The organism is Candidatus Sulfotelmatobacter sp. (genome assembly GCA_035504415.1).
Classification (GTDB): domain Bacteria; phylum Vulcanimicrobiota; class Vulcanimicrobiia; order Vulcanimicrobiales; family Vulcanimicrobiaceae; genus Vulcanimicrobium.
Window position 1 is genome coordinate 1 of sequence record DATJRY010000015.1, and the last position, 22,959, is coordinate 22,959.

Genomic DNA, 22,959 nt, shown 5'->3' on the forward strand with positions numbered 1-22,959 from the left:
CGACGTCGCCGAGGTCGTCGCGCGCTGGACGGGCATTCCCGTTTCGCGACTGCTGGAGGGCGAGACCGAGAAGTTGATTCACATGGAGGAACGTCTGCACGGACGGGTTATCGGCCAGGATCAGGCGATCGAGGCGGTCGCCACGGCGCTGCGCCGCTCGCGCGCGGGGTTGCAGGACCCGAATCGCCCGATCGGCTCGTTCCTGTTTCTCGGTCCCACCGGCGTCGGCAAGACCGAGCTCGCGCGGGCGCTCGCGGAGTTCATGTTCGACTCCGAGGAAGCGATCGTCCGGATCGACATGAGCGAGTACATGGAGAAACACTCGGTCTCCCGCCTGGTCGGTGCGCCGCCGGGGTATGTCGGCTACGAAGAGGGGCCAGCTGACCGAGGCCGTGCGCCGCCGGCCGTACTCGGTCGTGCTGCTCGACGAGATCGAGAAGGCGCATCCGGACGTGTTCAACCTGCTGCTGCAGGTGCTCGAAGACGGCCGGCTGACGGACTCTCAGGGCCGCGTCGTCGACTTCAAGAACACCGTCATCGTCATGACCTCGAACGTCGGCGCGACCGGAATGACGACGACCAGCGAGATCGGCTTCCGTCCGCAAAAGGACAGCGGTGCGAGCGACGAGCAGGCCTACGAGCGCATGAAGACGCGCGTGCTCGACGAGGTCAAGCACGCGTTCCGGCCCGAGTTCCTCAACCGCGTCGACGAGATCGTAGTCTTCCACCAGCTCAGCCGCGAGCAGATCGCCGAGATCGTCGGACTCGAGCTCGAGAAAGTCATCCGCGAGGTCAAGGCTCAGGAGATGTATCTCGAGGTCACCGAAGACGCCAAGGCGCTGTTGGCCAAGAAGGGTTGGGATCCGCAGTTCGGTGCCCGTCCGCTGCGTCGCGCGATTCAGCGCGAGGTCGAGGACGAGCTGGCCGAGGAGATGCTCAAGGGCAACTTCGGGACCGGCGATCGCATCCTCGCGGAAGTGAACGCCGACAATCCGGAAAAGCTGCGCTTCTCGAAGATCCCGCACGTCGAGCCGCCTGCGCCCTCGCAGCCGGAGGTCCAGCCGGCGTAGCCGAACCCTCGTCGGGTTGACGCCCTATGGCCTGTGGCGATCTCGCCTTCCGGCGCAGATCGGCACCTGGTTCGCCCGCGATCTCACCCGTGACGCGCTTGCCCTCGTCGAGGGCGGGCGCGTCGCGCTGCGTTCCGTCGAGCCCAACCGCATCGAGGCCACCGTGAAAGATCGCGTCCCCGTCCAGACGACCGTCGAGTGGGCGACGGGGACCGGTCCGCAAGCGCTGCGCTCGGTCTGCAGCTGCGGGGCGACGGGCGTTTGTCAGCACGTCGTCGCGACGCTCGAAGTTGTTCGTACCGCCGAGGACGTCGGCGCGCCGCCGCCGGTCGAAGAGGCCGAGGTCGACCTCTCGTGGATCCCCGACGCCGATCCCGAGAGCGGACGGCCGCGTGCGCGCGCCGTGTGGCCGGTGCTGGCGGTCACCAACGGCGGGACGCTGAGCGGCTCGCTCTACCTCGACACGCCGCGGCTGCGCGGGGTCATCCGCGACGCCGATGCGATCCTGGCCATGATGGACCAGACCCCGGCCGACGATTGGGACGAGGTCGACCGCGGCCTGCTGCGCGACGACGCCGTGCAGGAGGCGTTCGGGGCCCGGGCCTCGGCCAAGGCGCTGGCACGCGCGCTGTTCCGCCTGGCGCGCCATCCGCGGCTGCGCTTCGACGACGACCCGTCGGCCAATCGGCACCCCTCGGAGCTGCCCCCGTTCGCCGTCGACCCGCGCGGGACGCGGCTGCGGGCCGCCCGGGCGGGCGGCTCGTTCGTTCCGGTGGTCGAGAACCACGACGGCGCCGCGGTCGCGCTGGCCGGCGCGCTCGTCCTGGACGGGCCGCCGCCGTGGCTGATCGCGGAGCGCACCGCGTACCTGCTCGACGGGGCGTTCGATCCGCGCAAGGTCATCCTCGCGGCGCGCACCGCCGCCGAGGCGGCGCCCGACGAAGAGCGCCAGCCCACGACCCGCACGATCGCTCGGGTCGCGCCGTTCCTGACCGCCGCCGAACGCGCCGCCCTCAACGTCGACGACGCCGCGCGCCCGGCGCTGCTGGTGCGGGCCGGCTGGCGCGACGGCGCGCTGGTGGCGCGGCTCGCGTTCGCCGATCGCGCGACCGGCGCGTACGCGCCGTTCAGCTCGCACGGCGCGGTGACGTCGAGCGACGGCCGCTTCGTGCGCTGGGCACCCGACGTCGCGCGCGGCTTCGCGCGCCGCTTCCTCGAGAGCGGCTTCGTGCCGCGCGGGAGCGACGTGTTCGCACTGCACGATCCCGACCGCGCGGCCGAGATCGTGCGCACGACCTGGACGGCGTGGGACGACGTCGAGGTGCGGCTCGACGAGTCGCTGGCCTCGCTGCTCGGCAACGGCGCGATCGACGTTTCGATCAGCGCGTCGGCGGTCGAAGGCGCGGGCGACTGGTTCGACCTCGACGTCGCGGTGTTCGTCGGCGACGGCGAGCCGCTCACCCGCGAAGAGCTGCGCGCGCTGCTGGGCGCCAAGGGCCGCTACGCGGAGGTACGCGGCAAGCTGGTCGACATCGCCGACCTGCGCTCGCGCCAGAATCTGCTCTCCGAGCTGACCGATCGCCGCCGCACCGGCCTGGCCGCGCTGGTCGCGATGCGCGACGAGCTGCACGAAGCGTTCGGTGAGGTCGTGCTGCCCGAAGAAGTGGAGCGCATTCGCGAGCGGTTGCGCACCTTCGAGGGCATCGAGGAAGTGCCGATCCCCGAGGCGCTCGACGGACACCTGCGCGACTATCAGCGGCGCGGACTGGACTTCCTCTCGTACCTCTCGTCGTTCCGTTTCGGCGGCATCCTGGCCGACGAGATGGGGCTCGGGAAGAGCATCGCCGTCCATCAGCGGGTCGTGACGCCGCGCGGGTTGCGCATCTTCGGCGAGCTGAAGGTCGGCGATCAAATCATGGGGCGCGACGGATTGCCGCACACGGTGATCGGCGTCTATCCCCAAGGGGTGCTGCCGGCGTATCGCGTCACGTTCAGCGACGGCTCCTCGACCCTGGCGTCGGACGACCACTTGTGGGCGGTCAATTCCGCGGTACGAAAGAATCGTGGTCTTCCCTATCGCGTGCTGACGACGCGCGAGATTCGCGAGCGGCTGCACGACGCGGCAGGCAATGCGCGGCACTACATTCCGATCGCCGATCCGATGCACTTCGGGCAAAGCCCGGAGCTGCCCATCGAGCCGTACCTGCTCGGCGCGCTCCTGGCCGACGGATCGCTCAAGCGCAAGTCGCGGCTGATGTTGACCACGGCCGATCGAGCGCTGTCGGGAGAATGCCAAGAGCTGCTTCCGACGGGCACCGAGCTCGTCTTGCGCGATCGCTACGACTATCGCATCAAGAGCACGATTCCGCGGCAGCACGCGCTCTGGTCGGCGATCGAAGAACTGGGCTTGCGCGGCTTCGGCTCGTCGATGAAGTTCGTCCCGTCCGTCTACAAAACGGCGTCGATTTCGGATCGGTTGGCTCTGCTGCAAGGCCTGCTCGACACAGGCGGAAGCACCTCCGACAACCACGTCGAGTTTACGACGGTCTCCGACCAACTGGCGCAGGACGTCGCCTGGCTGGTCCAGTCACTGGGCGGCGTGGCGCGGATGGGCTACAAAGCGGAGCCGAGGGATGTCTACAAGGGCGAGCAGCGTATCGGCAAGCCGTCCTACCGCGTCGGCATCTCGTTGCCGCCCGAATATCCGCCCTTCCGCCTGGCGCGAAAGTTGTCCACGTACACGCCGCGGACGAAGTACCTGCCGACGCGCGCGATCGTCAAGGTCGAGTATCAAGAAGACTGCGAGATGATGTGCATCGCGGTCGACGCGCCCGACCAGCTCTTCCTGGTCGACGACTTCATCGTGACCCACAACACGGTCCAAGTCATCGCTCATCTCTTGCGGCGCAAGGAGAACGAGGGCGAAGTCCCGGTACTGGTCATCGCGCCAACGTCGGTGACGCATACGTGGGAGAACGAGCTCAAGAAGTTCGCGCCCTCGGTGCGGGCGCTGCGGCTGCAGTCGGGGAGCGACCGCGCCGCCAAGTACGAGACGATCCACGACTACGACGTCGTCATCACCTCGTATGCGCTGGCACGTCTGGACGCGCAGCAGCTCGAGCGGTTTCGCTTCCGCACGCTGGTGCTCGACGAAGCGCAGAACGCCAAGAACCCGGCCTCGCAGATCGCGCGCGTCGTGCGCGGGCTGCAGGCCGACCATCGGCTGGCGCTGACCGGTACGCCGGTCGAGAACTCGCTGCGCGACCTGTGGGCGATCTTCGGTTTCGTCGAACCGGGTCTGTTGGGATCGGAGACCTCGTTCCGCCGGCGCTTTGAGCTGCCGATCGCCGACGGCGACGAGCGGGCCGCGATCGTGCTGCGCTCGCGCTTGGAACCGTTCTTGCTGCGCCGCACCAAGGAAGACGTCGCGCGCGAGCTGCCCGAGCGCACCGAAGCCGTCATCGAGTGCGAGCTCTCGCCGCTGCAGCGCCGGCTCTACCGCGGCATCGTCGAGGCCGCGCGTCGCGACGTGTTGGCCAAGCTCGACGAAGAAGGCGGCGAGGCGACCACGCTGCACGTCCTCGAGGCGCTCACGCGGCTGCGCCAAGTCTGCGCGCACCCGGGGCTGCTGATGCCCGAAGCGCTCGAAGACCCCGAAGCCAGCGGCAAGTTCGAGGCCTTCGGCGAGACGGTCGAAGAGATTCTCGACGGCGGTCACAAGGTGCTCGTCTTCAGCGCCTTCGCCTCGATGCTCAAGATCATGCGGCGCAGCCTGGACCGGCGCGAGATCGCCTACGGTTATCTCGACGGATCGACCAAGGACCGCGACCGGCAGGTCGAGGTCGAGCGCTTCATGGCCGACCAGGGGCCGCCGGTGTTCCTGTGCTCGCTCAAGGCCGGCGGCGTCGGGCTCACGCTCACCGCGGCCGACTACGTGATCCTGTACGATCCGTGGTGGAATCCGGCGGTCGAGCGTCAGGCCATCGACCGGACGCACCGTATCGGCCAGACGCGTCCGGTGACGGCGTACCGAATGGTGACGGCCGGCACGGTGGAGGAGAAGATCCGCGCCTTGGCCGAGCGCAAGTCGGCGCTCTCGCGCGCGGTCATCAAGGCCGACAGCGCGGTGGCCAAGACGCTCACGCGCGAAGATCTCGCGTTCCTGTTCAGCGACCCGGAATAAGCGGCGCCCGCACGGCCGGTGACGGCCGTCACTCGGCTGTCAGCGACCGTACGATCGTGTGATCCGCGCGGCTCATTGCGCGTCCGCGCGCTGCCGATGACCTTGGTACGCGGCACCCGGCTCCCGCCGTGCCGCGCGCTCACAAGGACGTGTCTCTTCCATGAAGCGGATTCTTCTCGCGTTGCTGCTGGCGCTTTCGTTCACCGCGCCGGCCTTCGCCGTCTCGACCAACGATCTCGCGCCGGCGGATCGCTACTTCGGCCGCCTCAAGATGAGCATCTTGGGGATTCGCAACTCGATCAAGGACCTCTCCGCGCGGGCCGACGTCGTGCCCGACGAGGCCGAGCACATCTTCGACAAGGCCGTGCTGGTCGAAGACGCGCTGCGCGACTGGCAGGCCAAGTTCCCGCGCGACCCGTGGATCCCCAAGTACGCGTACTCGCTGGCGCAGCTGTACGCCAAGCTCGATCTCGACGACGCGCGTGCGCGCCGCAGCGACATGCTCGACTGGCTCGACGCGGAGTACCCCGACAGCGAGTTCGCCAACCGCGACTGAGGGCTAGGGGCCGGTCACCGCGCCGGTCAGGTCGGCATGCGCGTAACGGGCCAGCTCGTCACGCGTGACCAGCCGGCAGTCGCGCGTCCAGCTCGCGTCGTCCTCGTGGCTCGGGCACCAGCGTGCGGCGCGAAAGTCCAGCCCGTGCAGGTCGACGCCGCGCAGATCGGTGCAGTTGGTGCGGCGCACGTGGCCGTCCTCGACGGTGACGGCGTCGCTGCACAAGACGGCGTCGCCGATCGTCGCTCCGCCCAGCCGGGCGTCCCGCAAGACGGCCCCGATCAGCGTGGCGCCGCGCAGATCCGATGCGCCGAAGTCGGCGTCGGCGGCGTTGACGCCGACCAAGTCGCCATCGCGCAGCGAGGTGCCGTGCAGGTTCGTCCCCTCGAGGTTCGACCCGACGATCTTGATGCCGTCCAGATCTTGACCGTGCAGGTCGAGCCCTTCCAAGTTGCAGCCGGTGCACTCGCGCAAGACGGCGTGGCCGGCCTCCGGTGTGAGGTGCGCGCTCGCGAGACGAACGCCGACGAAGCGAACGCCGTCGATCCGCGCGTTGGCGAACGAGGTGTCGCGCAGATCGGCACCGATGAACTTGGCGTTGGTCAGGTCCGCGCCGTCGAAGCGCGCGCCGCTCAGGTCGTCGCCGGTGAAGACGGCGTCGCGCAGGTTGGCGCGCGAGAAGTCGACGCTCTGAAGATCGTCGCCGGTGAACTTGAGCCCGTGCAGGTCGAGCCCGCGCATGTCCTTGGGCAGTTTGCAGCCGACGCACGAGCCGATCAGCTCGCGGTCGAACGCCGATGTGTCGCGAGCGGCGGCCGGCACCGCGGCGGCGAGCAGCCCGGTCACGGCCACGGCGAGAGCGAGGGGGCGGATCATCGGGACCTCCTATAACTATCGAATTAGGTGAACGGGGCAAAAAAGAAGACGGGGCCGGCCTAGTCGCCCAGGCTGGTCCCGTGGAGCTGGATCCCGCCGGTACGAGCGCCGTCGAGGTTCGCGCCGCTCAGGTCGCACCCGTCGAGGATCGCGCCGGTGAGGTCGGCGTTGGACAAGTTCGTGTGGGAAAGGTCGACACCGGTGAAGTGGACGCCGTTCAGTCGCGCGCCGGCGAGGTTCGCGCCGCGCAGGTCGACGCCGCTGATGACGATCCCGTGCAGGTCTTGACCGCGCAGGTCCATGCCGTGCAGATCGCAGCCCACGCAGCTGGCGACGACGTCGCGCAGGCTGGTGCCGCGCAAGCTCGTCCCCAGCAGCTCGACGCCGGTCAACGTGATGCCGTGCAGGTTGGCGTTGTCGAAGTTCGCACCGCGCAGCTCGACGCCGCTCAGCGTCGCGCCCTCGAGGTTGGCGCCGGTCAGGTCGGCGTCGCGCAGATCGACGCCGTTGAGGTTCACGTGCGCGAGGTTCGCGCCGCGCAAGTTGGCGCCGCGCAGGTCGTCGCCGGTGATGCTCAGACCGTGCAGGTCGACTCCTTGCAGGTTGGCCTGACGCAGGTCGCAGGCGGCACACGCCTGGATCAAGTCGCGCGACCAGTGCAGGTGCGCGGGGCGGTGCGCGTGCGCGTCGCCGTCCAGGTCGTCGTCGGCGACCTGCCGGGGCAGTCCCTTGAGCGACGCCGCGACTTCCTTGGACACGTCGTGCGCGACGCCGGCACCGACGCTGCGCGCGATCTGGGTGGCCAGGTGCGTGCTCCAGGCGACCGCGCCGGCCGCCTCGGAGGCGGGCGTGGCGACCGTGCGCGCGGTCTCGGCCGCCACGCGCGCGCTGTTCGCGGCGACGTGCGAGGCGGCTGCCGCGGCGTGCTCCTTGGCGCGCAGCTGCGCCGCAGCCGCTTGCGCCTGGGCGGTGGCGGAGGCCATCGTGTCGGCCTTCGCGTCGAGCGGCGTGCTCGGCTCGCGTTCGACGATGTAGACGTGCTTGGTGATGACGCGCGGCGTCGCGACGGCGAGCGGGGCGAGCGACGCGGTGACGCGCGCGGGGGCCGGCGTGTACGCCGTCATCGGCGCGGTCATGTCGCCGGTCGGTGCCGGCGGCAGCTCCACGGCGGGGGCGGCCGTCGCGACCAGCGCGACCGCGGCGCAGCCGGCGATGGCCATGCCCAGCGCGGTGGCCGGCGAGCGGTGCAGACGCGCGCGATTCTTGTCGAGCAGCTGCTCGATGCGCACGCTGATCTGCTTACGCGTCAGCAAGGCACCCGGCGCGACGACGGCGTGCTCGGGCATGCGCATCTCGCGCGCCAGCTTCCACAGCGAGGTCGCGTATTGGTGCGCGGCGCCGGTGCGATCGACCACGGCGTCGTCCGAGGCGATCTCGCGCTCGAGCGCGATGCGGCGGCCGACCAGCCACACGATCGGGTTGAACCAGAAGATGCGCTCGATCGTGCGCTGGACCAGATTCGTCCAGTCGTCGTAGCGGCGCAAGTGCGCGTGCTCGTGCAGGATCAGCTGCTCGATCGCGGCCAGACCGTCGGCCGTCGCGAGCTCGGTCGGGATCAAGATGACGGGGCGGCGGAAACCGATCGCCACCGGTGTCTCCGTCTCGTACGAGAGGCGCAGGTAGATCTCGCGGCCGGGGCCGATCTCGGTCAACCACGGCAGCTCTTCGGCCAGCGGGCTGTCGAGCGGGCTCGAGCGGCGCTTGAGGCCGCGCACGCGCTGGACGCTGAACAGCAAGCCGCCCAGTCCGATCGCCGCGCCGATCAGCCACACCGCGACGACGCCCAGCGCGACGTCGCGCGAGAGCATCGGGACGCTGTCGGCGATCGCGACGCGCACGTCGTGCAGCCGCTCGACCGGGGTGGACGCGATGCCGGGCGCCGGCGCGACGGCGCGCGTGTGCGCGGCGGGCGCGCCGTGCGCGGCGCCGCGGGTGCGATCGGCCGCCGCCCGCTCGTCGCGCGTCGGCGGCGGCACCGACCAGCTGCCGGCGGGAGCGGTGTGCGCGACGTGCGTGCTATGGAGGAGCGAGGTCGCGATGCCGAGCACGGGCATCGCGCCGGTCGCGACCAGAGCGATCGTCCACAGCAGGTGCCGGGTCGCGGCGGTCAGAGCCAGCGTTCGCGTCGCCACGAACACGCAGGCCGCCAAGATCGCACCGAGGACGACGCTCGCGACGACCGCGTACAACGCGACGCCGACGATCGCCTCGAGCATGTTACTTGTCCTTGGCTCGGTCGAGCAGCTCGCGCAGACGGTCGAGTTCGCCGTCGTCGACGGCTTCGGTCTCGAGCAGGTTCAGCACCAGCTCGCGCGGCGATCCGTCGAAGAAGCGCGAGAGCACGTGCTGCACGACGCTGCGCTGTGCCTCGTCGCGTGCGACGACCGCGCGATACACGAAGGCGCGCCCGACGGCCTTGTGCCGCACATAGCCCTTCTGCTCGAGGATGCGCATGGTGGTGAGCACGGTATTGTAGGCGAGCGGCGGATCGCCGATCGCGTCGACGACGTCGGCGACGGTCGCCTCGGGGCGGTCCCATAGGACCTGCATGAGACGGTACTCGGCCTCCGTCAGGGTCGGCGACTTCTTGCGCGGCATGCTCTGACGCTACCATGCGGCGCGCCAGCTGTCAACTAATGTTTTAAGTTGATGGTGAGAGAACCGTGAAAAGACCGCTCAGGCCGCCGAGAGGGCGGCCGGGCGGCGGGCGGTGGCCCAGCCGGTCATCGCCGCGCGCGGACCCTCGCCGTGGTCGCGCGCGGCAGCCGCCAGCTGGCGGTGCGTCAGCGCCGGGCCGTCGAGCGGAGCCAGGGCGACGTCGTCCAGGTCGGCGCGGACGGCCAGCGGCTCGAACACCGGCTCGCCGTTCAGCAGCGCGGCATGCCGGCCGTCCAGCTGCAGCTCGACCACCGGGATCCCGGCGTCCGCGGCGGCCAGGCCGGCCGCGCGGGGCGCGTTCGGTCCGACCAGCAGCACCCGGGCCTTGCTCTCACGCAGCGCGGCGCCGATGCGCTCGGCGCCGAGCGGCACGTAGGCGAACCCGGCCGTCGCCACGCCCAGCAGCGCCGCCAGCGCCGGCTCGTCGTCCGCGAGCAGGGCCGCGACCCGGTCGCCCGGGCGCAAGCCGCGCGTGACCAGCGCGGCGCCGACCGCGTCGGCGGCGTTGCACAGCGGCAAGTCGTCACCGTGGCAGAAGAGGTCGGCCAGCGTGGGCGGGAGCATGGGGCCCGTTTTTCCGCGAACCCTCCAAGCGAAACCTTCGACCCGTCCAAAAGCGACGGGCGGGTGCGCTGCCGCACCCGCCCGGATCGCTGGTCGCAGCCGCCGGCTAGACCTTGAGGGGCGTGTACCCCTCGCGCGTCGGCAGCTTCTCGCTGCTGATGACGGCCGCGGCCGCCGCGTTGTCCTTGTTCGCACACGACTCGGCCGCGAACTCGCCACCGACCCGGTCGGCGATGGTGAAGAACTCGTTGGCCGCGCGGCGCTTCGCCTTGGGCACGATCACGCCGGCGTAGGTGCCCTGAATCGCCTGGTGATCGCATTTGCGGAAGTAGGTCGGCCCGGCCTTGCCGCCGTCGTAGTGGTAGTCTTCGAAGGCCTCGACGAGCTTCTCGGCGTCGGTCGTGCCGGCGTGCTCGATGCGATTGACGAGGTTCATGCCGGTCATCAAGCCCAGGTACTGGCGCCAGTCGACGTTCGCCGAACGGGTCTTGAGCGCGGCGTAGTACTTCGCCGCATCACCCCCGGCTTCCGGGCCCCACACGTACCCCCACAGCGATCCGACGATGTCGTCGACCGGTAATCCGACCGCGACGTCGTTGCCGCTCAGGATGCCGCCGAAGAGCATCTTCTTGTTGAGGCCGAGCGCGACGGCGTTCTTGACGCCGTTGATCGTGTCGGGTCCGTAATTGCAGAACACCAACGTGTCCGCGTTCGTGTTGCGCGCCTTCGTCAGGTACGATGAGTAGTCGGTTTGGCCGAGCGGATGCAAGTCGACGCCGGCGACCTCGCCACCGTGCGCGAGCAGGATTCGCTCGAGACGCGTGTGTGCGTCGGTGCCGAACGCGTAGTCCGCCACCAGGAAGTACCACTTCTTCCCGTGCTTGAGGAGCTCGGGGCCGACCGCGTTGGCCAGCATCGCGTTCGAGCAGGTCTGTCGGAACGTCGCGCGGTGCGCCTTCGGGCCGGTGATGTTCGTGTCGTGCGTGCCGATCGCGACGAAGAGGATGCCCTGCTCCTCGGCCAGCGCCGAGACCGCCAGACCGACGGCGGAGCTGAGCCCGCCGCACAGCACGTCGACTTTCTCTTGCTGGATGAGTCGTTTGGCCTCGGTCTCGCCCGCCGCGGGCTTCGACTGGTCGTCGCCGTCGATGGCGACGTACTGGATGCGACTATTCTTCTTGTTGGCTTGGTCGAGGGCGAGCTGTAAGCCGAGCTTCTGCGAGGCGGCCGCGTTGGCGTAGACGCCGGAGAAGCTGTCGACGTGGCCTATCTTGACGGTTACTCCACCACCGGCCGCGATGACGTCGCGAGGCGGTGCGAGTGGCGCCGCGCCGGCGATCCGCGTTTCGAGCAGGGGAAACCCGAGGGTTGCCGCGCCGGCGAGCCCGAGGGCGCCGGTACGGCGGAGGAACTCTTTGCGATCGACGGAGGCGTGATCGTCCATGGTGCTCCTTGCCGGGAATGAGTGCGGTTGGGCGAGCCTTTCTTCGCCGCGCTTGCGTGCCCTACGTCAGGTATACCAAAGATTTCCTCGGGGAACGGACCCCGGCGGCGGACGCCGAACTGCCGGGACGTGGCCGAGGAGCGCGCCGAACCGAAGGTCGTCCTGCTGGTGCGGCTGTTGTCCGCGATCGACGAGGGCCGCTTCAGCTTCGAGCAGCTCAAAGACGAGATCGCCGACGAGAAGCCCCCCAGCACGCGGACGTTGCGCCGCTATTTGAGCGTCCTCTCCGATGCGGGCTTCCCGTGGTTCTTCGATCGCGCCAGCGGCACGTATCGGTTCGCGGAAGGCTACAGCCTGCGCCGCTTCAACCTCTCGCACCGCGAGTTGCTCGGTTTGGTCACGCTCAAGCGGCTCGGCTCGTCGCTGGGCGGCACGTTCGCGACCGCGATCGAGGAGACGACGCAGAAGCTGCTGCGTTCCAGCGACCGCCGCACCGAAGTCTCGGTCGAGACGACCTCGCTCGCCATTCGCTTCGGCGAGGTCGCCCTCGAGCCCGACGTCGAGCGCGTCTTCGAGCAGCTGCAGGGCGCGGAGCGCGAACGGCGGCGCGTGAACTTCGGCTACACCGACAAGACCGGCGCGCAGACCAAGCGCAACGTCGACCCGTACGGCTTCATCGTCTCCTCCGGGCGCATCTACCTGGTCGGTTACGATCACACGCGCGCGGACATGCGCGTCTTCGCAGTCGACAACGTCACCGGCGTCGACGTCACGCCGCGCACGTTCGAACGGCCCGCCGACTTCAACCTGGAGGCGTACGGCGCGAACTCGGTCAGCGGCGTCTTCCACGGCGATGCGACGGCCGAGGTGACGGTGCGTTTCTCGCCGCTCGTCGCCAAGGCGGCGACGGCGACGACCATCGCGCGCCACCGCACGGTGGTGCGGCGCGCCGACGGCGGCGTCGAGATCACCTATCGGGTCGTCGATCCGCTCGAGATCGTGCGTTGGTCGCTGCAGTGGGGAACCGAAGCCGAGATCGTCGCGCCGCCGGCCGCGCGCCGCGCGGCCGCCGAGATCGCGACCAGCCTGGCCGGCCGCTACGGGACCGAAACCGCCGGCTGAAGGTCGGCGCGCGTCAATCCAAGCGCGCTTCGGCCGTGCGGATCGCGGGATTCGCGCGCAAGTCGTCGACGAGCTGCGCCAGCGCGCTCGCCGACGCGCCCGCACCGAGCGCGAGCTCGACGCGCTGCGTGCCGTCGGGTTCCGCGCGTCCGAACTCGACGCGGCCGACCGGCGGCAGACTGGCCGTGTGCGCCGCGTCGAGTGCGTCGTGGACGCGAAATCCGCTCTCGACGCTCAGCACGATCGTCGCGCGCCGCGAGCGCACCCACAGGCGCTTCTCGAACGAGCGCATCCCCGCCAAAATGGCGAGCGCGATCACGGTCGCGAGTCCCGCCGCGATGAAGAGATGTCCGCCGGCCGCCAAGCCGATCGCCGCGGCGGCCCAGACGCTCGCCGCCGTCGTCAGGCCGCGCACGCTGCGTCGCCGCACGATGATCGTCCCGGCGCCGATGAACCCGATGCCGCTGACGACCTGGGCCGCGATGCGCGAGGGATCGAGCACGACGTTCGGCGCGTGCAGCACGCGCGTGAAGCCGTATTGCGAGACGATCATCAGCAACGCGGCGCCGAGCGCGACCAGCGCGTGATCGCGCAGGCCGGCCGGCTGGTCGACACGCTCGCGCTCGATGCCGATCGCCGCGCCAAGCGCGGCTGCGACCAAGAGCCGGAGGGCGGCTTCGCCCCACGGCAGCGATGCCTCCATGGGGCCCGTGTTCCCCGTCTCGCGCCGCCCTCCCGCGGCGCTGGTGCCGGCAACCTCGTGCAGCAGCACGTGTCATCTGGCTCTCGACCCGACCGTCGCGGTCAAGCGAAACGCCAAGCCGTTCGCGGGCGTTAGAGTAGCCGAGTGTGGTTATGCGTACATTAAGCGGTGTCTTTGCCTGCCTTCTGATCGCGCTTGGCGCCGGAGCGCTTGCGTCGGCCGACGTGCCGACGGGGCAACCCGTTCAGGGCATTCGTTGCGATACGATGGAAGGCTCGGTGTTGCACATCCATCAACACCTTGCCGTGTTCGATCACGGCAAGCCCGTCGGCATTCCGCCCGACGTCGGCCGGCCGCTGATCGCCGGCTGTTTCTACTGGCTGCACACGCATACGCCCGACGGCATCATCCACGTCGAGTCGCCGTACTTCCGCAGCTTCACGCTCGCGAATTTCTTCGGCGTGTGGGGACAACCGCTCACGCCGACCGACGTCGCCGGCGCCAAGCCGCGCAAGGGCGAGCACATCGTCACCTGGGTCGACGGCAACCGCTACACCGGCGATCCGCGCAAGATCGAGTTGACCCAGCACCTCGACGTCACCATCGAAGTCGGGCCGCCGTACACGAAGCCGGCGCCGTTCACCGCCTGGAACGGAAATTAGGCCGCTGATCCGCTGACGCGACGAAGCCGCCCGGCGCCGGGCGGCTTCGTAACGCGTGGGAATCCGCTCTGCGCTCGACCTCGCCGATCGGCTCGGCCAGGACGGCGTCGTACCTCGTCTCGGCGGCGCGGACCCGTCGGATTTCCGCCAAACCCGCGACATCCACCGGCGAGCTTCCCGCGACTCGCCCGCCGGCGCGCAACCGGCGTGGACGAATCCTACTCCCGCCGAGCGCCGAGCGCAAGTCCCCGCGCCGCCGGCTGGGAAAAAAGCATCGAGGCCGGCCGGGGAACCCGGTCGGCCTCGAGCGCCAGAGAGTCGATCTGCGCGTGTACTCGCAAGCGGTGCCGCAAGCCAGTCCAGCGTCGTACTCGTGTCGCGAGGTCGCGTCCCCCGTACGGCTGGCGCCGCACATCGTTCCACCCCTCGCAGCGAGTCTCTCGGCTCACTCGCACGTCGTCTTTCGTTGACGTGATCAAACCCTAACGCACGCAAAACAATCACGCAATACACCGCCCCCTCATATCCACAAGAAAGTTCACTTCTCCACGCCAACTCACACCAACTCACGCAATCCACACCCACCCCCGCTCGAAATCAAAGCTTTCGGAGCACCCCACCCGTGCTTTCGCGAACGATGCCGCAGGCGAGTGATGCACGAGCTGCGCGGGGCACTCGCGGAGCGGCGAGAGCCCGGAGGGCGGTAGCCGCGGAGCGGTAGTGTTGCGCGCACAGGACGTGCGCGCAACACGTGCCCCGCGCAGCTCGTGCATCACTCGCCCGCCACAACGCCCCCGAAAAGCACACGAGCCCGCGCAGAAGGCTGCACAGGCTCGTGGCACGAGAATCGATCTGCGCGCATACTCGCACGCGCGTGGGCGCGGCCAGTTTGGCGTCGAACTTCGGATCGGTTTCGTTCGTTTCGTTGTGCGGCGTGAGCCGCTCATCGTTCGTTTTCGCTACCGGCGAGCTTCTCGTATCTCGCCCGCCTCCGTTGCCGTCGGCGTGTTTGCATCATACGAGTGGGCCATGCGGCGCGCAAGAGGAAACTCGCTCCATTGGCCGCTTGTCCACAAGAAAGTTTTGTTATGCACGGCGTTTCGCAGCATTCCACCGCTTTTGTAAGTGTTTCTCAACCGCCGAGATAGGCGGAGACGACGTCGCGGTGCGTGGCCAGCTCGGCGCCCGTGCCGGTGAGGACGATGCGGCCGCGTTCCATGACGTACGCGCGGTCGGCGAGGGCGAGGGCGCGTCGGGCGTTCTGCTCGACCAGCAAGATCGAGGTGCCCCGCGCGCGTTCGGCGGCGATGATGGCGAAGATCTCGTCGACGAGTTTCGGGGCCAGGCCCATCGAGGGTTCGTCCAGCAGCAGGGCGCGCGGATTGATCGCCAGTGCGCGGGCGATGGCCAGCATCTGCTGTTCGCCGCCCGAGAGGGAGCCGGCCGGGACGTGCCGGCGCGTGCGCAGGATCGGGAAGCGGTCGAGCAGGCCCGGGATGCGCGCGTAGCCGGCTTGGCCGGCCGCGGCGGCGGCGACGTCCAGGTTTTCCTCGACCGTCATCTGGGCCAGCATGCGGCGGCCTTCGGGGACCAGCACCAGGCCGCGGCGGACCAGGACGTGGGACGGCGCTCGGGTGACGTCGACGCCGTTGAAGGTCACCGTCCCGGCGCGTTTGGGGATGATGCCGGCCAGCGACATCAGGAGCGTCGTCTTGCCGGCGCCGTTGGCGCCGACGATGGCGCACAGCGTGCCTTCCTCGAGCTCGACGGCGACGTCGTGAAGTACCTCGACGTTGCCGTAGCCGGCGCGCAGGCCGGTGACCCGCAGGAGCGCGCTCATGCCAGGTGCTCCGCGCCGGTGCCGAGGTAGGCCTCGATGACGATCGGGTCGCGGGCGATCTCGGCGGGGGTGCCGCGGGCGATGACTTCGCCGAAGTTCAGCACGACGACGGCGTCGCAGGCGGCGCGGACCAGCGGCATGTCGTGCTCGATCAGCAGCACGCCGATGCCGGTCGCGGCGATCGCGCGGATCGTCGCGACCAGCCGCGCCGTTTCGGAGGGGTTCATGCCGGCGGCCGGCTCGTCGAGCATGACGATGCGGGGCGCGGCGGCGAGGGCGCGCGCGATCTCGAGCCGGCGCTGGTCGCCGTAGGGGAGCGCGCTGGCGGTGGCGTCGAGATCGGTGGTGGTGACGCCGGCCCGCTCGAGCAGGGCCCGCATGGCCGGCTCGTCCAGGCGCCGGGAGCGCGCGTAGGCGCCGGCGGCGAGGTTGGCGCGCACGTCGAGCGCGCCGAACAGGCGGATGTTCTGGTAGGTGCGCGCGATCCCGGCGCGCGCGACGCGATGCGGCGGTCGACCGTCGACGCGCGCGCCGTCGAGCGCGATCGTCCCGCGCGCGAGCGTCGCCAGACCGGTGGTCGCGTTGATCAGCGTCGTCTTGCCGGCGCCGTTGGGGCCGATGAGGCCCAGGACGCTGCCCGGTTCGACGACCAGCGAGACGCCGTCGAGCGCGTGCACGCCGCCGTAGTTGACGGCGACGTCGTCGAGCACCAGCATCAGGCGCGCGTCTCCGCGGGGCGCGGCGCGCGCGGGCGGCCGCGCCAGAACGAGGACAGGCCGCCGGGGGCGAACAGGATCACGGCCAGCAGGATGATGCCGTTGGTGACGTCGCGATAGTCGTGCAAGAAGCGGATCGCTTCGGGCAAGATCGAGAGCAGCGCGGCGCCGAGCACGGCGCCCAGCGGGCTCGTCACGCCGCCGATCACGCACCACACCAGGATCTGCTCCATGCGGCCGAAGCCGAAGTCGCTGGGGGCGATGAAGAAGGAGGAGTGCGCGTAGAGCGCGCCGCCCAGCCCCGCGATCGCGCCGCCGAGCGCGAGCGAGAGCAGGCGCACGCGGCCGACGTCGACGCCCACGCCGCGCGCCGCATACTCGTCCTCGCGCGTCAACGCGACGGCCAGCGCGAACTTCGTGCGCGAGAGCAGCCACAGCGCCAGCGCGACCAGGATCAGCGCGCCGTAGATGACCGGCGTGGTCGCGTCGCTGGGAATGCTGCTCAGGCCCTGGCCGCCGCCGGTGAGGTCTTGCAAGTTGTTGGCGAACACGCGCACGATCTCGCCGAAACCGATGGTCGCGATCGCGAGGAAGATGCCGCGCAGCCGGCTGACGGGCAGCGCCAACAGCGCCGCGACCACCGACGAGACGATCATCGCCGCCAGGATCGAGGCGATCAGCGGCCAGTGCGCGTTCAGCGCGAGGATCGCGGAGACGTAGGCGGCGATGCCCATGAAGGCCGCCTGGGCCAGCGCCAGCTGCCCGGCTTGCAGCGATACCGACAGCGAGAGCGCCAGGATCGCGTTGACGCCGATCTGATCGATCAGCTGCGAGTGCTTGGCGTAGAAGTCGGCGAGAAAGGTCACGCCTGGCGCAGCGAGCGGCGGCCGAAGATGCCGGCCGGACGGACGACGAGGATGAGGAACATGACGCCGAAGGTGATCGCGTCGCGCCACTCCGAGAGGCCGACGGCGGTCGAGGCGACCTCGACGGCGCCGATGATGAAGCCGCCGACGACCGCGCCGGTGATGCTGCCCATCCCGCCCAAGATGATGACGGCCAAGCCCTTGAGCTCGATCGGGCTGCCCATGTCCCAGGTCACGCTGTTGTACTGCAGGCCGAACAGCACGCCGGCGGCGCCGCCCAGCGCGGACGCGATGAAGAACGTCGCGGCGATGGTGCGCTCGAGGTGCACGCCCAGCAGCGCCGCCGCGGTGCGGTCCGCCGCGACGGCGCGGATGCTGCGGCCCAGCGGCGTCGCGCGCAGCATCCAGCTGAGCACCAGCATCAGCACGATCGCGAGCAGCAGAATCGTCACCTCGACCGCGGTGAAGGTCACTGGGCCGAGATGGATCGCCGGCGCGCTGTCGAGGCCGAGGTTGCTGAAGTGCTGCTCGTCGACGCCGTAGATGCCTTGCAGGATCGCGATGATGATGATCGCGACGCCGATCGAGGAGATCAGCGGCACCAGCGTCCCCGCGTTGCGCCGCCGCAGCGGCGCGAACGCGACCCGGTCGAGCAGGATCCCGATGATCCCCGCCATCGCCGCCGCCACCAGGAAGGCCAGCGGCAGCGGCATTCCCTTCGCGCACAGCGAGAGCGCCGCGAACGCCGCCGCCGTGAAGATCGCGGCATGCGCCAGATTCAAGATGTCGAGCACCCCGAACACAAGCGTGTATCCGACCGCAAACAACGCGTAGACGGCGCCCAAGAGCAAGCCGTTGAAGACTTGTTGAAAGATCATGGTGAGAGAAAACGGTGATGGAGCGAGCGCAGAACCATCGCGCCTTTCCTCCTACGTCGTTGCGAGCTCGGACCGGGGGCCCCCGCGGTGCTCCGCACCGCGGGGGGCGCGGAGCCCAGGGCGCAGCGCCATTCTAATGAAAGTACGTGAACCCGCCCTTGACGATTTCGAGGATGACCGGTGACGACTTCACGTCGCGGTTTTGGTCGAAGCCGATGGGCCCGAGGACGGTTTGGATCTCGCGCACGTTCTTGAGCGCGGCCAGCATCTCGTCTTTGGTCGTCGCGCCGTGGGCGACGAGATACGCGACGACTTGCGCGCCGGCGTACGACTGCGCGGCGAACTGGTCGGGCGCCTTGCCGTACTTCGCGGTGTACTCCTTGACGAAGGCGATGTTCGAGGGATACTTGGCGTTGACGTACCACGCCGCGCCGACGACGCAGCCCTGCGCGGCCGGGCCAGCGACCGACTCCATGTCGGGCGAGTTGAGCCCGTTGCCGCCCATCAGGTGCGCCTTGATGCCGAGCTTGCCGGCCTGCTGGATGATCTTGGTCGCCTCGGGGAACAGACCGCCGATTGCGATCACGTCGGGATGCTTGGACGAGATGCGCGTGAGCGCGGCCTGGAAGTCGGTGTCCTTCTGGTGGAACGTCTCGGTGTCGACGACGTCGACGCCGGCGGCCTTCAGCTCGCGGGCGAACAGGTCGCCGTCGGTCTTGGTGAAGGCGTTGTCGTCGCCGTAGATGACGGCGGCCGTCTTGTAGTGCCACTTCGCCAAGGTGCGTTTGACGGTGGTCGGGATCACCTGCGACTCCGCCAGCGAGTCGCGGTAGATGCTGGCGCCGAGCGCGGTGACGCCTTCGGCGGTCGTCGACGTCCCCATAGCCGGGAAATTGGCGCGCGCCGCGAGCGGGAAGGCCTTGAACGCCTCGCCCGAGAGCGTGGGGCCGAGCACCATCGCGGTCGACCCGTCGGTGGTGAACTTCTGCATCAGGTTGACGACCTGCGCGCCGTCGGTGGCGGCGTCCTGGACGTCGAAGGTGAGATCGGCGCCGCCGGCGTCGAGCTTGCCCGACTTGACGTCGTCGTTGGCCAGCTCGTAGGCGTTCTTCTGCGGCGTCCCGTAGACCGCAGCCGCGCCGGTGACGTCGGCGATGACGCCGACGTGGACCGTCTTGCCGGCCGCGGGGCCTTTGGCCGCGGCGACGGGCGCGACGAGCCCGGCGATCGCCACAAGGGCGAGCGCCGGCACCGTGAATCGTTTCATCGATGTTCTCCTGGAGACACGGGGGATTGGAGGGCGGCGTTCGCAGCCGTGTTCGGTGCTCCCTCGGCGAAGAGGGCGCGGCGCTCGCGTTCGAGCGCCTGGGTCGACTCGACCGAACGCAGGCTCTGTTCGCTGTGGTACTCGGTCAGCGCGGCCATCTCGTCGAAGTCGCCGCGCATCGCGAAGGCGCGCTGCGACTCGGTGGTGGCTTCGCGCTGCGCGTCGGCCAACGTCTCGATGACGTTGCCGGTGAACTCGTCGATGCGCGCCAAGGCCGCTTCGGCAGCCTCGGCCTGACGGGCGCTGCGCTCGGCTTGCACGACGCCGGCCGAGATCGCCTCGGAAGCGCTGGCGCCGCGCGCACCGAGGTCGCCCAGCACCGTGCGCATCTGCTGCGTCGAGGCACGGGTCCGCTCGGCCAGCCGGCGCACCTCGCTGGCGACGACGTCGAAGCCCTTGCCGTGCTCGCCCGCGCGCGCGGCCTCGATCGCCGCGTTCAGCGCGAGCAGGTTGGTGCGGTCGGAGACCGATCGCACCAGCGCGACGATCTCGCCGATCCGCTCCATCAGGCCCGCGAAGCGCCCTAGCGCGCCGCGCGAGGCCTGCGCGTTCTCGGCCAGCTCGCGCACCGCTTCGGCCAGCTCGCGCACGGTCTCGCGGGTGCGTTCGACGTCGTCCTGCGCGGTCGCGAAGCGGGTCAGTAGCGCGGTGAACCGCTCCGAGAGCGTGCGGCTCTCTTCGCTCATCTCCCCGGCCGTCTGCGCCAGCCGCCGCAGCGCCGGGGCTTGGTCGCGAGCCTGGTCGGTGGCGTTGCCGGCCGACGCGTGGAGTGCTTCGATCGCGCCGTCGATCGCGTCGACGATGTCTTGCATCGCGAACCGGTGGTGCTCGGCGCTGCGCTGCGCCGCGCTCTGCGCCGGCGGCGCGAAGTCCGTCAGATCGCCGCCCAGCAGCAAGTCGGTGACGGCGTCGGGGAAGATGCGGCCGATGCGCTCCCACACAAAGGTCGCCGAACCGACGAACGCCGAGCGCTCCTGCGGGTCGAGCTCGCGCACCTCCATCAGGGTGCGCAGCTCGGCCAGCGCATGGCGCTCCTCGTCCGCCGCGACCGTGCGATGCCAGGGGATGACCTCGGCCAGCGCGCCGTCGACGACGGCCCGGTCGGCGGGGCTCAAGCTCTCCAACGAGGCGGCGTTCGCGAGCACGATTTGCGTATTGTAGGCGTGCGCGGTCAAGGTCAGGTAACGCTGCACCTCGTGCATCTTGGTCCCCAAGATGTTGGGCAGCGGGTTCTCCTGCGCGTCGACGTCGCCGGACTGCAGCGCGGCGAAGACCTGGTCGAACGGGATGACTTTCGGCGAGGCGTGCAGGACGTGCATCAGCGCCAGGTAGACGACCGAGTCTTGGATGCGCACGCGCATTCCGCGCACGTCGTTCGGGTGCGCGACGGGGCGCACGCTGTTGGTGAAGTGGCGGATGCCGTTCTCGAAGTAGCCCATCCCGCGCAAGCCGAACGGCTCGAACGCGTGCAGCACGTAGCGCCCGAGGTTGCCGTCGAGCACGCGGTGCGCCGACGGCGCGTCGGCGAACAGGAACGGCAAGTCGAAGATCTGCGCCAGCGGCAGCAGCGAGGACGCGACATAGCAGGTGACGCTGGCGAAGTCCAGCTCGCCCGAGCGCACGCGCATCAGCGCCTCGAGCTCGGTGCCGCGGAACGGAATCTCCGGCTCGACCCGCAGTCCGCCGCCGCTGCGTTCGGCGACCAGCTCGGCGAAGCGCGCCCAGGCGCGCGTCGGCGGGTAGCCCGGCGGCAACAGCGTCGCGCAGCGCAGCGTGCGTACGTCGCTGCGGCCGCTGGGCGCCGTGCGCGACGCGTAGAGCATCTCGGCGCCGTAGTAGGCCAGCCGCTGCGTCGAGAACGCCGCCTCGAGCGCCGAACGGCCTTGCTCCGCCGCGGCGGCGGCGAGCTTCTCGGTCTCGCGACCGACCTCTCCGGCGCGCGTCGCGTGCGCGCGGCCTTCCTCGGCGGCCTCTTCGAGCGCCAGCGCGACGTCGCGCGCCAGTGCGGCGACCGCACCCAGGATCTCGGCCGCCAGACGCGCCGACGGCGCCGAGCGCGCGCTGCGCCGCGCCGCGTCGCGCACGGTCGCGATCGTCGTTTCGGCTTCGGTGCGAATGCGCGCCACCAGATCGCGAATCGCCGTGGTCGACTCGCCGGTCGTCTTCGCCAGCCGGCCGACCTCGCCGGCGACGACCGCGAAGCCCAGCCCGTGCTGGCCCGCGCGCGCCGCTTCGATCGCCGCGTTGAGCGCCAGCAGCTGCGTCTCGTCCGAGACTTCCTCGACGAACTCGGTCATGGCGCCGATCTCGCCCATCAGCCGCCCGAAGTCGTCCATCGCGCCGGCCGTGCTCTCCGAGAGCGCGGCCAGCGCCAGCACGGAGTGCAGCAGGTCCTCGACGATGCGCAGCGAGGCGGCCAAGTCGTTGCCGGCGCGGCGCGCGTTGTCGCGGGTCGACTCCAGCCGCCCGGCGGCGGCGCGCGCTTCGATCGCCAGCGCGCTGGTGGCGTCGGCCAGCGCGGTCATCAGTGCGGTCTGGTCCTGCGCGGCGGCGGCGATCGACTCGGATGCGCGCCGCACCGCGTCGGCCGACGTCGCGACGGTGCGGGCGAACGACGCGAGCTGGGGCGTCTGAGTCAATCGACCCTCAGGAGGAGAGCAGCAGGGGCCGGAGCGTTCGCATGAACGCGCCGAAGCGCTGATCGTTCTCCTCTTCGCTCGCTAGTTCCGTGTAGACGACGACCACCCAGCGCGCTCCGGTGCGAAGGGTGAGGATGCCCCCGTCGTGGGCGACGGCCGACGTGTCGCCGGTCTTGTGGGCGAACGCGTCCCCCGTTTCCAGGCCGCGCGAGAGGCGGACGTCCCACCACGAATGAGCTAGGATCGCCCGCAGCCGGCTCGCCTCGGGGACGCGGTCGGCGGCCAGCGCGGCGAACAGCGCGGCGGCCTCGGCGGCCGGGAAGCTGTTGCGGCCGGTCGCGGCCCGGTCGGTTAGCAGCGTCGGGCCGCCCGAGAGCTTGCGGCGGACGGCGACCCGCGGGAAGCCCAGCTCGTGAAGTGCCTGCGTCGCCCACTCGCGGTCGAGCCGGTCGATCAGGACGTTGGTGGCGACGTTGTCGGAGCGCTGGAGCATCAGGGTCACCAGCTCCTCGACCGTCAGGACGGCGCCGGGGACGGCCGGCGAGGGGGCGTCGTTGGCGGTCTGGTTGCTGCGCTCGACGGCGACCGGCGTGGTCCAGGCTAGGCGGCCGGCGGCGACCGCGGCGGCGGCGGCGACCGCCAGCGGGACCTTGATCATCGAGGCCGGGTAGATCCAGCGGCCGTCGTCACGGCTCCAGGCCGGGCCGCCGGGCGCCAGGCCGCGGACGTGGATCGCGGCCGCGTCCAGGCCGGCCGCGGCCGCCAGGGCGGCCAGATCGGGCGGGCTCATGGGGC

At 70.1% G+C, this 22,959-nt stretch carries 18 protein-coding genes; 5 read left to right on the top strand and 13 right to left on the bottom strand.

Features of this window, described 5'->3' with window-relative positions; all coding sequences use genetic code 11:
* Positions 1-356 precede the first annotated feature (356 nt).
* The 3 genes from VMD91_12830 to VMD91_12840 all read left to right on the top strand — a co-directional run bounded on the left by VMD91_12830 (position 357) and on the right by VMD91_12840 (position 5,809).
* Positions 357-1,070, top strand: coding sequence for an AAA family ATPase (locus VMD91_12830; GenBank protein ID HTW84950.1), 714 nt, complete (start codon positions 357-359; stop codon positions 1,068-1,070).
* 16 nt (positions 1,071-1,086) lie between these two features.
* Entirely contained in the window at positions 1,087-5,253 is a 4,167-nt protein-coding gene (locus tag VMD91_12835) for an SNF2-related protein (GenBank protein HTW84951.1), read from the top strand.
* A gap of 160 nt (positions 5,254-5,413) precedes the next feature.
* Entirely contained in the window at positions 5,414-5,809 is a 396-nt protein-coding gene (locus tag VMD91_12840) for a hypothetical protein (protein HTW84952.1), read from the top strand.
* A 3-nt stretch (positions 5,810-5,812) separates the two neighbouring features.
* On the opposite strand, the gene VMD91_12845 is transcribed toward VMD91_12840, so the two are convergent.
* From VMD91_12845 to VMD91_12865, 5 genes are all read right to left on the bottom strand, one after another.
* Positions 5,813-6,685: a pentapeptide repeat-containing protein gene (locus tag VMD91_12845; GenBank protein ID HTW84953.1), complete on the bottom strand. Its 873-nt coding sequence runs from the start codon at positions 6,683-6,685 to the stop codon at positions 5,813-5,815.
* 59 nt (positions 6,686-6,744) lie between these two features.
* A complete protein-coding gene (locus VMD91_12850; GenBank protein ID HTW84954.1) occupies positions 6,745-8,961 on the bottom strand; it encodes a pentapeptide repeat-containing protein in 2,217 nt (738 codons plus the stop codon).
* 1 nt (position 8,962) lies between these two features.
* On the bottom strand, positions 8,963-9,343 hold the full coding sequence (locus VMD91_12855) for a BlaI/MecI/CopY family transcriptional regulator (protein ID HTW84955.1): 381 nt from the start codon (positions 9,341-9,343) through the stop codon (positions 8,963-8,965).
* Between the two features lie 78 nt (positions 9,344-9,421).
* Positions 9,422-9,967 (bottom strand): AMP-binding protein, encoded by a 546-nt coding sequence (locus tag VMD91_12860; protein ID HTW84956.1) that lies wholly within the window; start codon positions 9,965-9,967, stop codon positions 9,422-9,424.
* Positions 9,968-10,073: 106 nt separating this feature from the next.
* Positions 10,074-11,411, bottom strand: a complete 1,338-nt coding sequence (locus tag VMD91_12865; protein ID HTW84957.1) for an ABC transporter substrate-binding protein — start codon at positions 11,409-11,411, stop codon at positions 10,074-10,076.
* Positions 11,412-11,540: 129 nt separating this feature from the next.
* Between VMD91_12865 and VMD91_12870 the strand changes: the two genes are divergently transcribed.
* Entirely contained in the window at positions 11,541-12,533 is a 993-nt protein-coding gene (locus VMD91_12870) for a WYL domain-containing protein (protein HTW84958.1), read from the top strand.
* A gap of 13 nt (positions 12,534-12,546) precedes the next feature.
* Here VMD91_12870 and VMD91_12875 read toward each other — a convergent pair whose 3' ends face one another.
* The gene (locus VMD91_12875; GenBank protein ID HTW84959.1) at positions 12,547-13,236 is read right to left on the bottom strand and encodes an MgtC/SapB family protein; all 690 of its coding nucleotides are present in this window, start codon (positions 13,234-13,236) and stop codon (positions 12,547-12,549) included.
* 281 nt (positions 13,237-13,517) lie between these two features.
* Between VMD91_12875 and VMD91_12880 the strand changes: the two genes are divergently transcribed.
* A complete protein-coding gene (locus VMD91_12880; GenBank protein ID HTW84960.1) occupies positions 13,518-13,898 on the top strand; it encodes a hypothetical protein in 381 nt (126 codons plus the stop codon).
* Positions 13,899-15,030: 1,132 nt separating this feature from the next.
* Here VMD91_12880 and VMD91_12885 read toward each other — a convergent pair.
* The 7 genes from VMD91_12885 to VMD91_12915 form a co-directional block, all read right to left on the bottom strand.
* Positions 15,031-15,738, bottom strand: coding sequence for an ABC transporter ATP-binding protein (locus VMD91_12885; GenBank protein HTW84961.1), 708 nt, complete (start codon positions 15,736-15,738; stop codon positions 15,031-15,033).
* Positions 15,735-16,454, bottom strand: coding sequence for an ABC transporter ATP-binding protein (locus VMD91_12890; protein ID HTW84962.1), 720 nt, complete (start codon positions 16,452-16,454; stop codon positions 15,735-15,737). The genes VMD91_12885 and VMD91_12890 overlap by 4 nt, the downstream gene beginning before the upstream one ends.
* On the bottom strand, positions 16,454-17,320 hold the full coding sequence (locus tag VMD91_12895; GenBank protein HTW84963.1) for a branched-chain amino acid ABC transporter permease: 867 nt from the start codon (positions 17,318-17,320) through the stop codon (positions 16,454-16,456). Before VMD91_12895 ends, VMD91_12890 begins: the two co-directional genes overlap by 1 nt.
* Positions 17,317-18,198, bottom strand: a complete 882-nt coding sequence (locus VMD91_12900) for a branched-chain amino acid ABC transporter permease (protein HTW84964.1) — start codon at positions 18,196-18,198, stop codon at positions 17,317-17,319. The genes VMD91_12895 and VMD91_12900 overlap by 4 nt, the downstream gene beginning before the upstream one ends.
* Positions 18,199-18,331: 133 nt before the next feature.
* Positions 18,332-19,465 carry an ABC transporter substrate-binding protein gene (locus VMD91_12905; protein HTW84965.1) on the bottom strand — a complete coding sequence of 378 codons (1,134 nt, stop codon included), beginning with the start codon at positions 19,463-19,465 and terminating at the stop codon, positions 18,332-18,334.
* Positions 19,462-22,164, bottom strand: a complete 2,703-nt coding sequence (locus VMD91_12910; protein ID HTW84966.1) for a DctP family TRAP transporter solute-binding subunit — start codon at positions 22,162-22,164, stop codon at positions 19,462-19,464. Before VMD91_12910 ends, VMD91_12905 begins: the two co-directional genes overlap by 4 nt.
* A gap of 7 nt (positions 22,165-22,171) precedes the next feature.
* The gene (locus tag VMD91_12915; protein HTW84967.1) at positions 22,172-22,954 is read right to left on the bottom strand and encodes a serine hydrolase; all 783 of its coding nucleotides are present in this window, start codon (positions 22,952-22,954) and stop codon (positions 22,172-22,174) included.
* Positions 22,955-22,959: the final 5 nt, after the last annotated feature.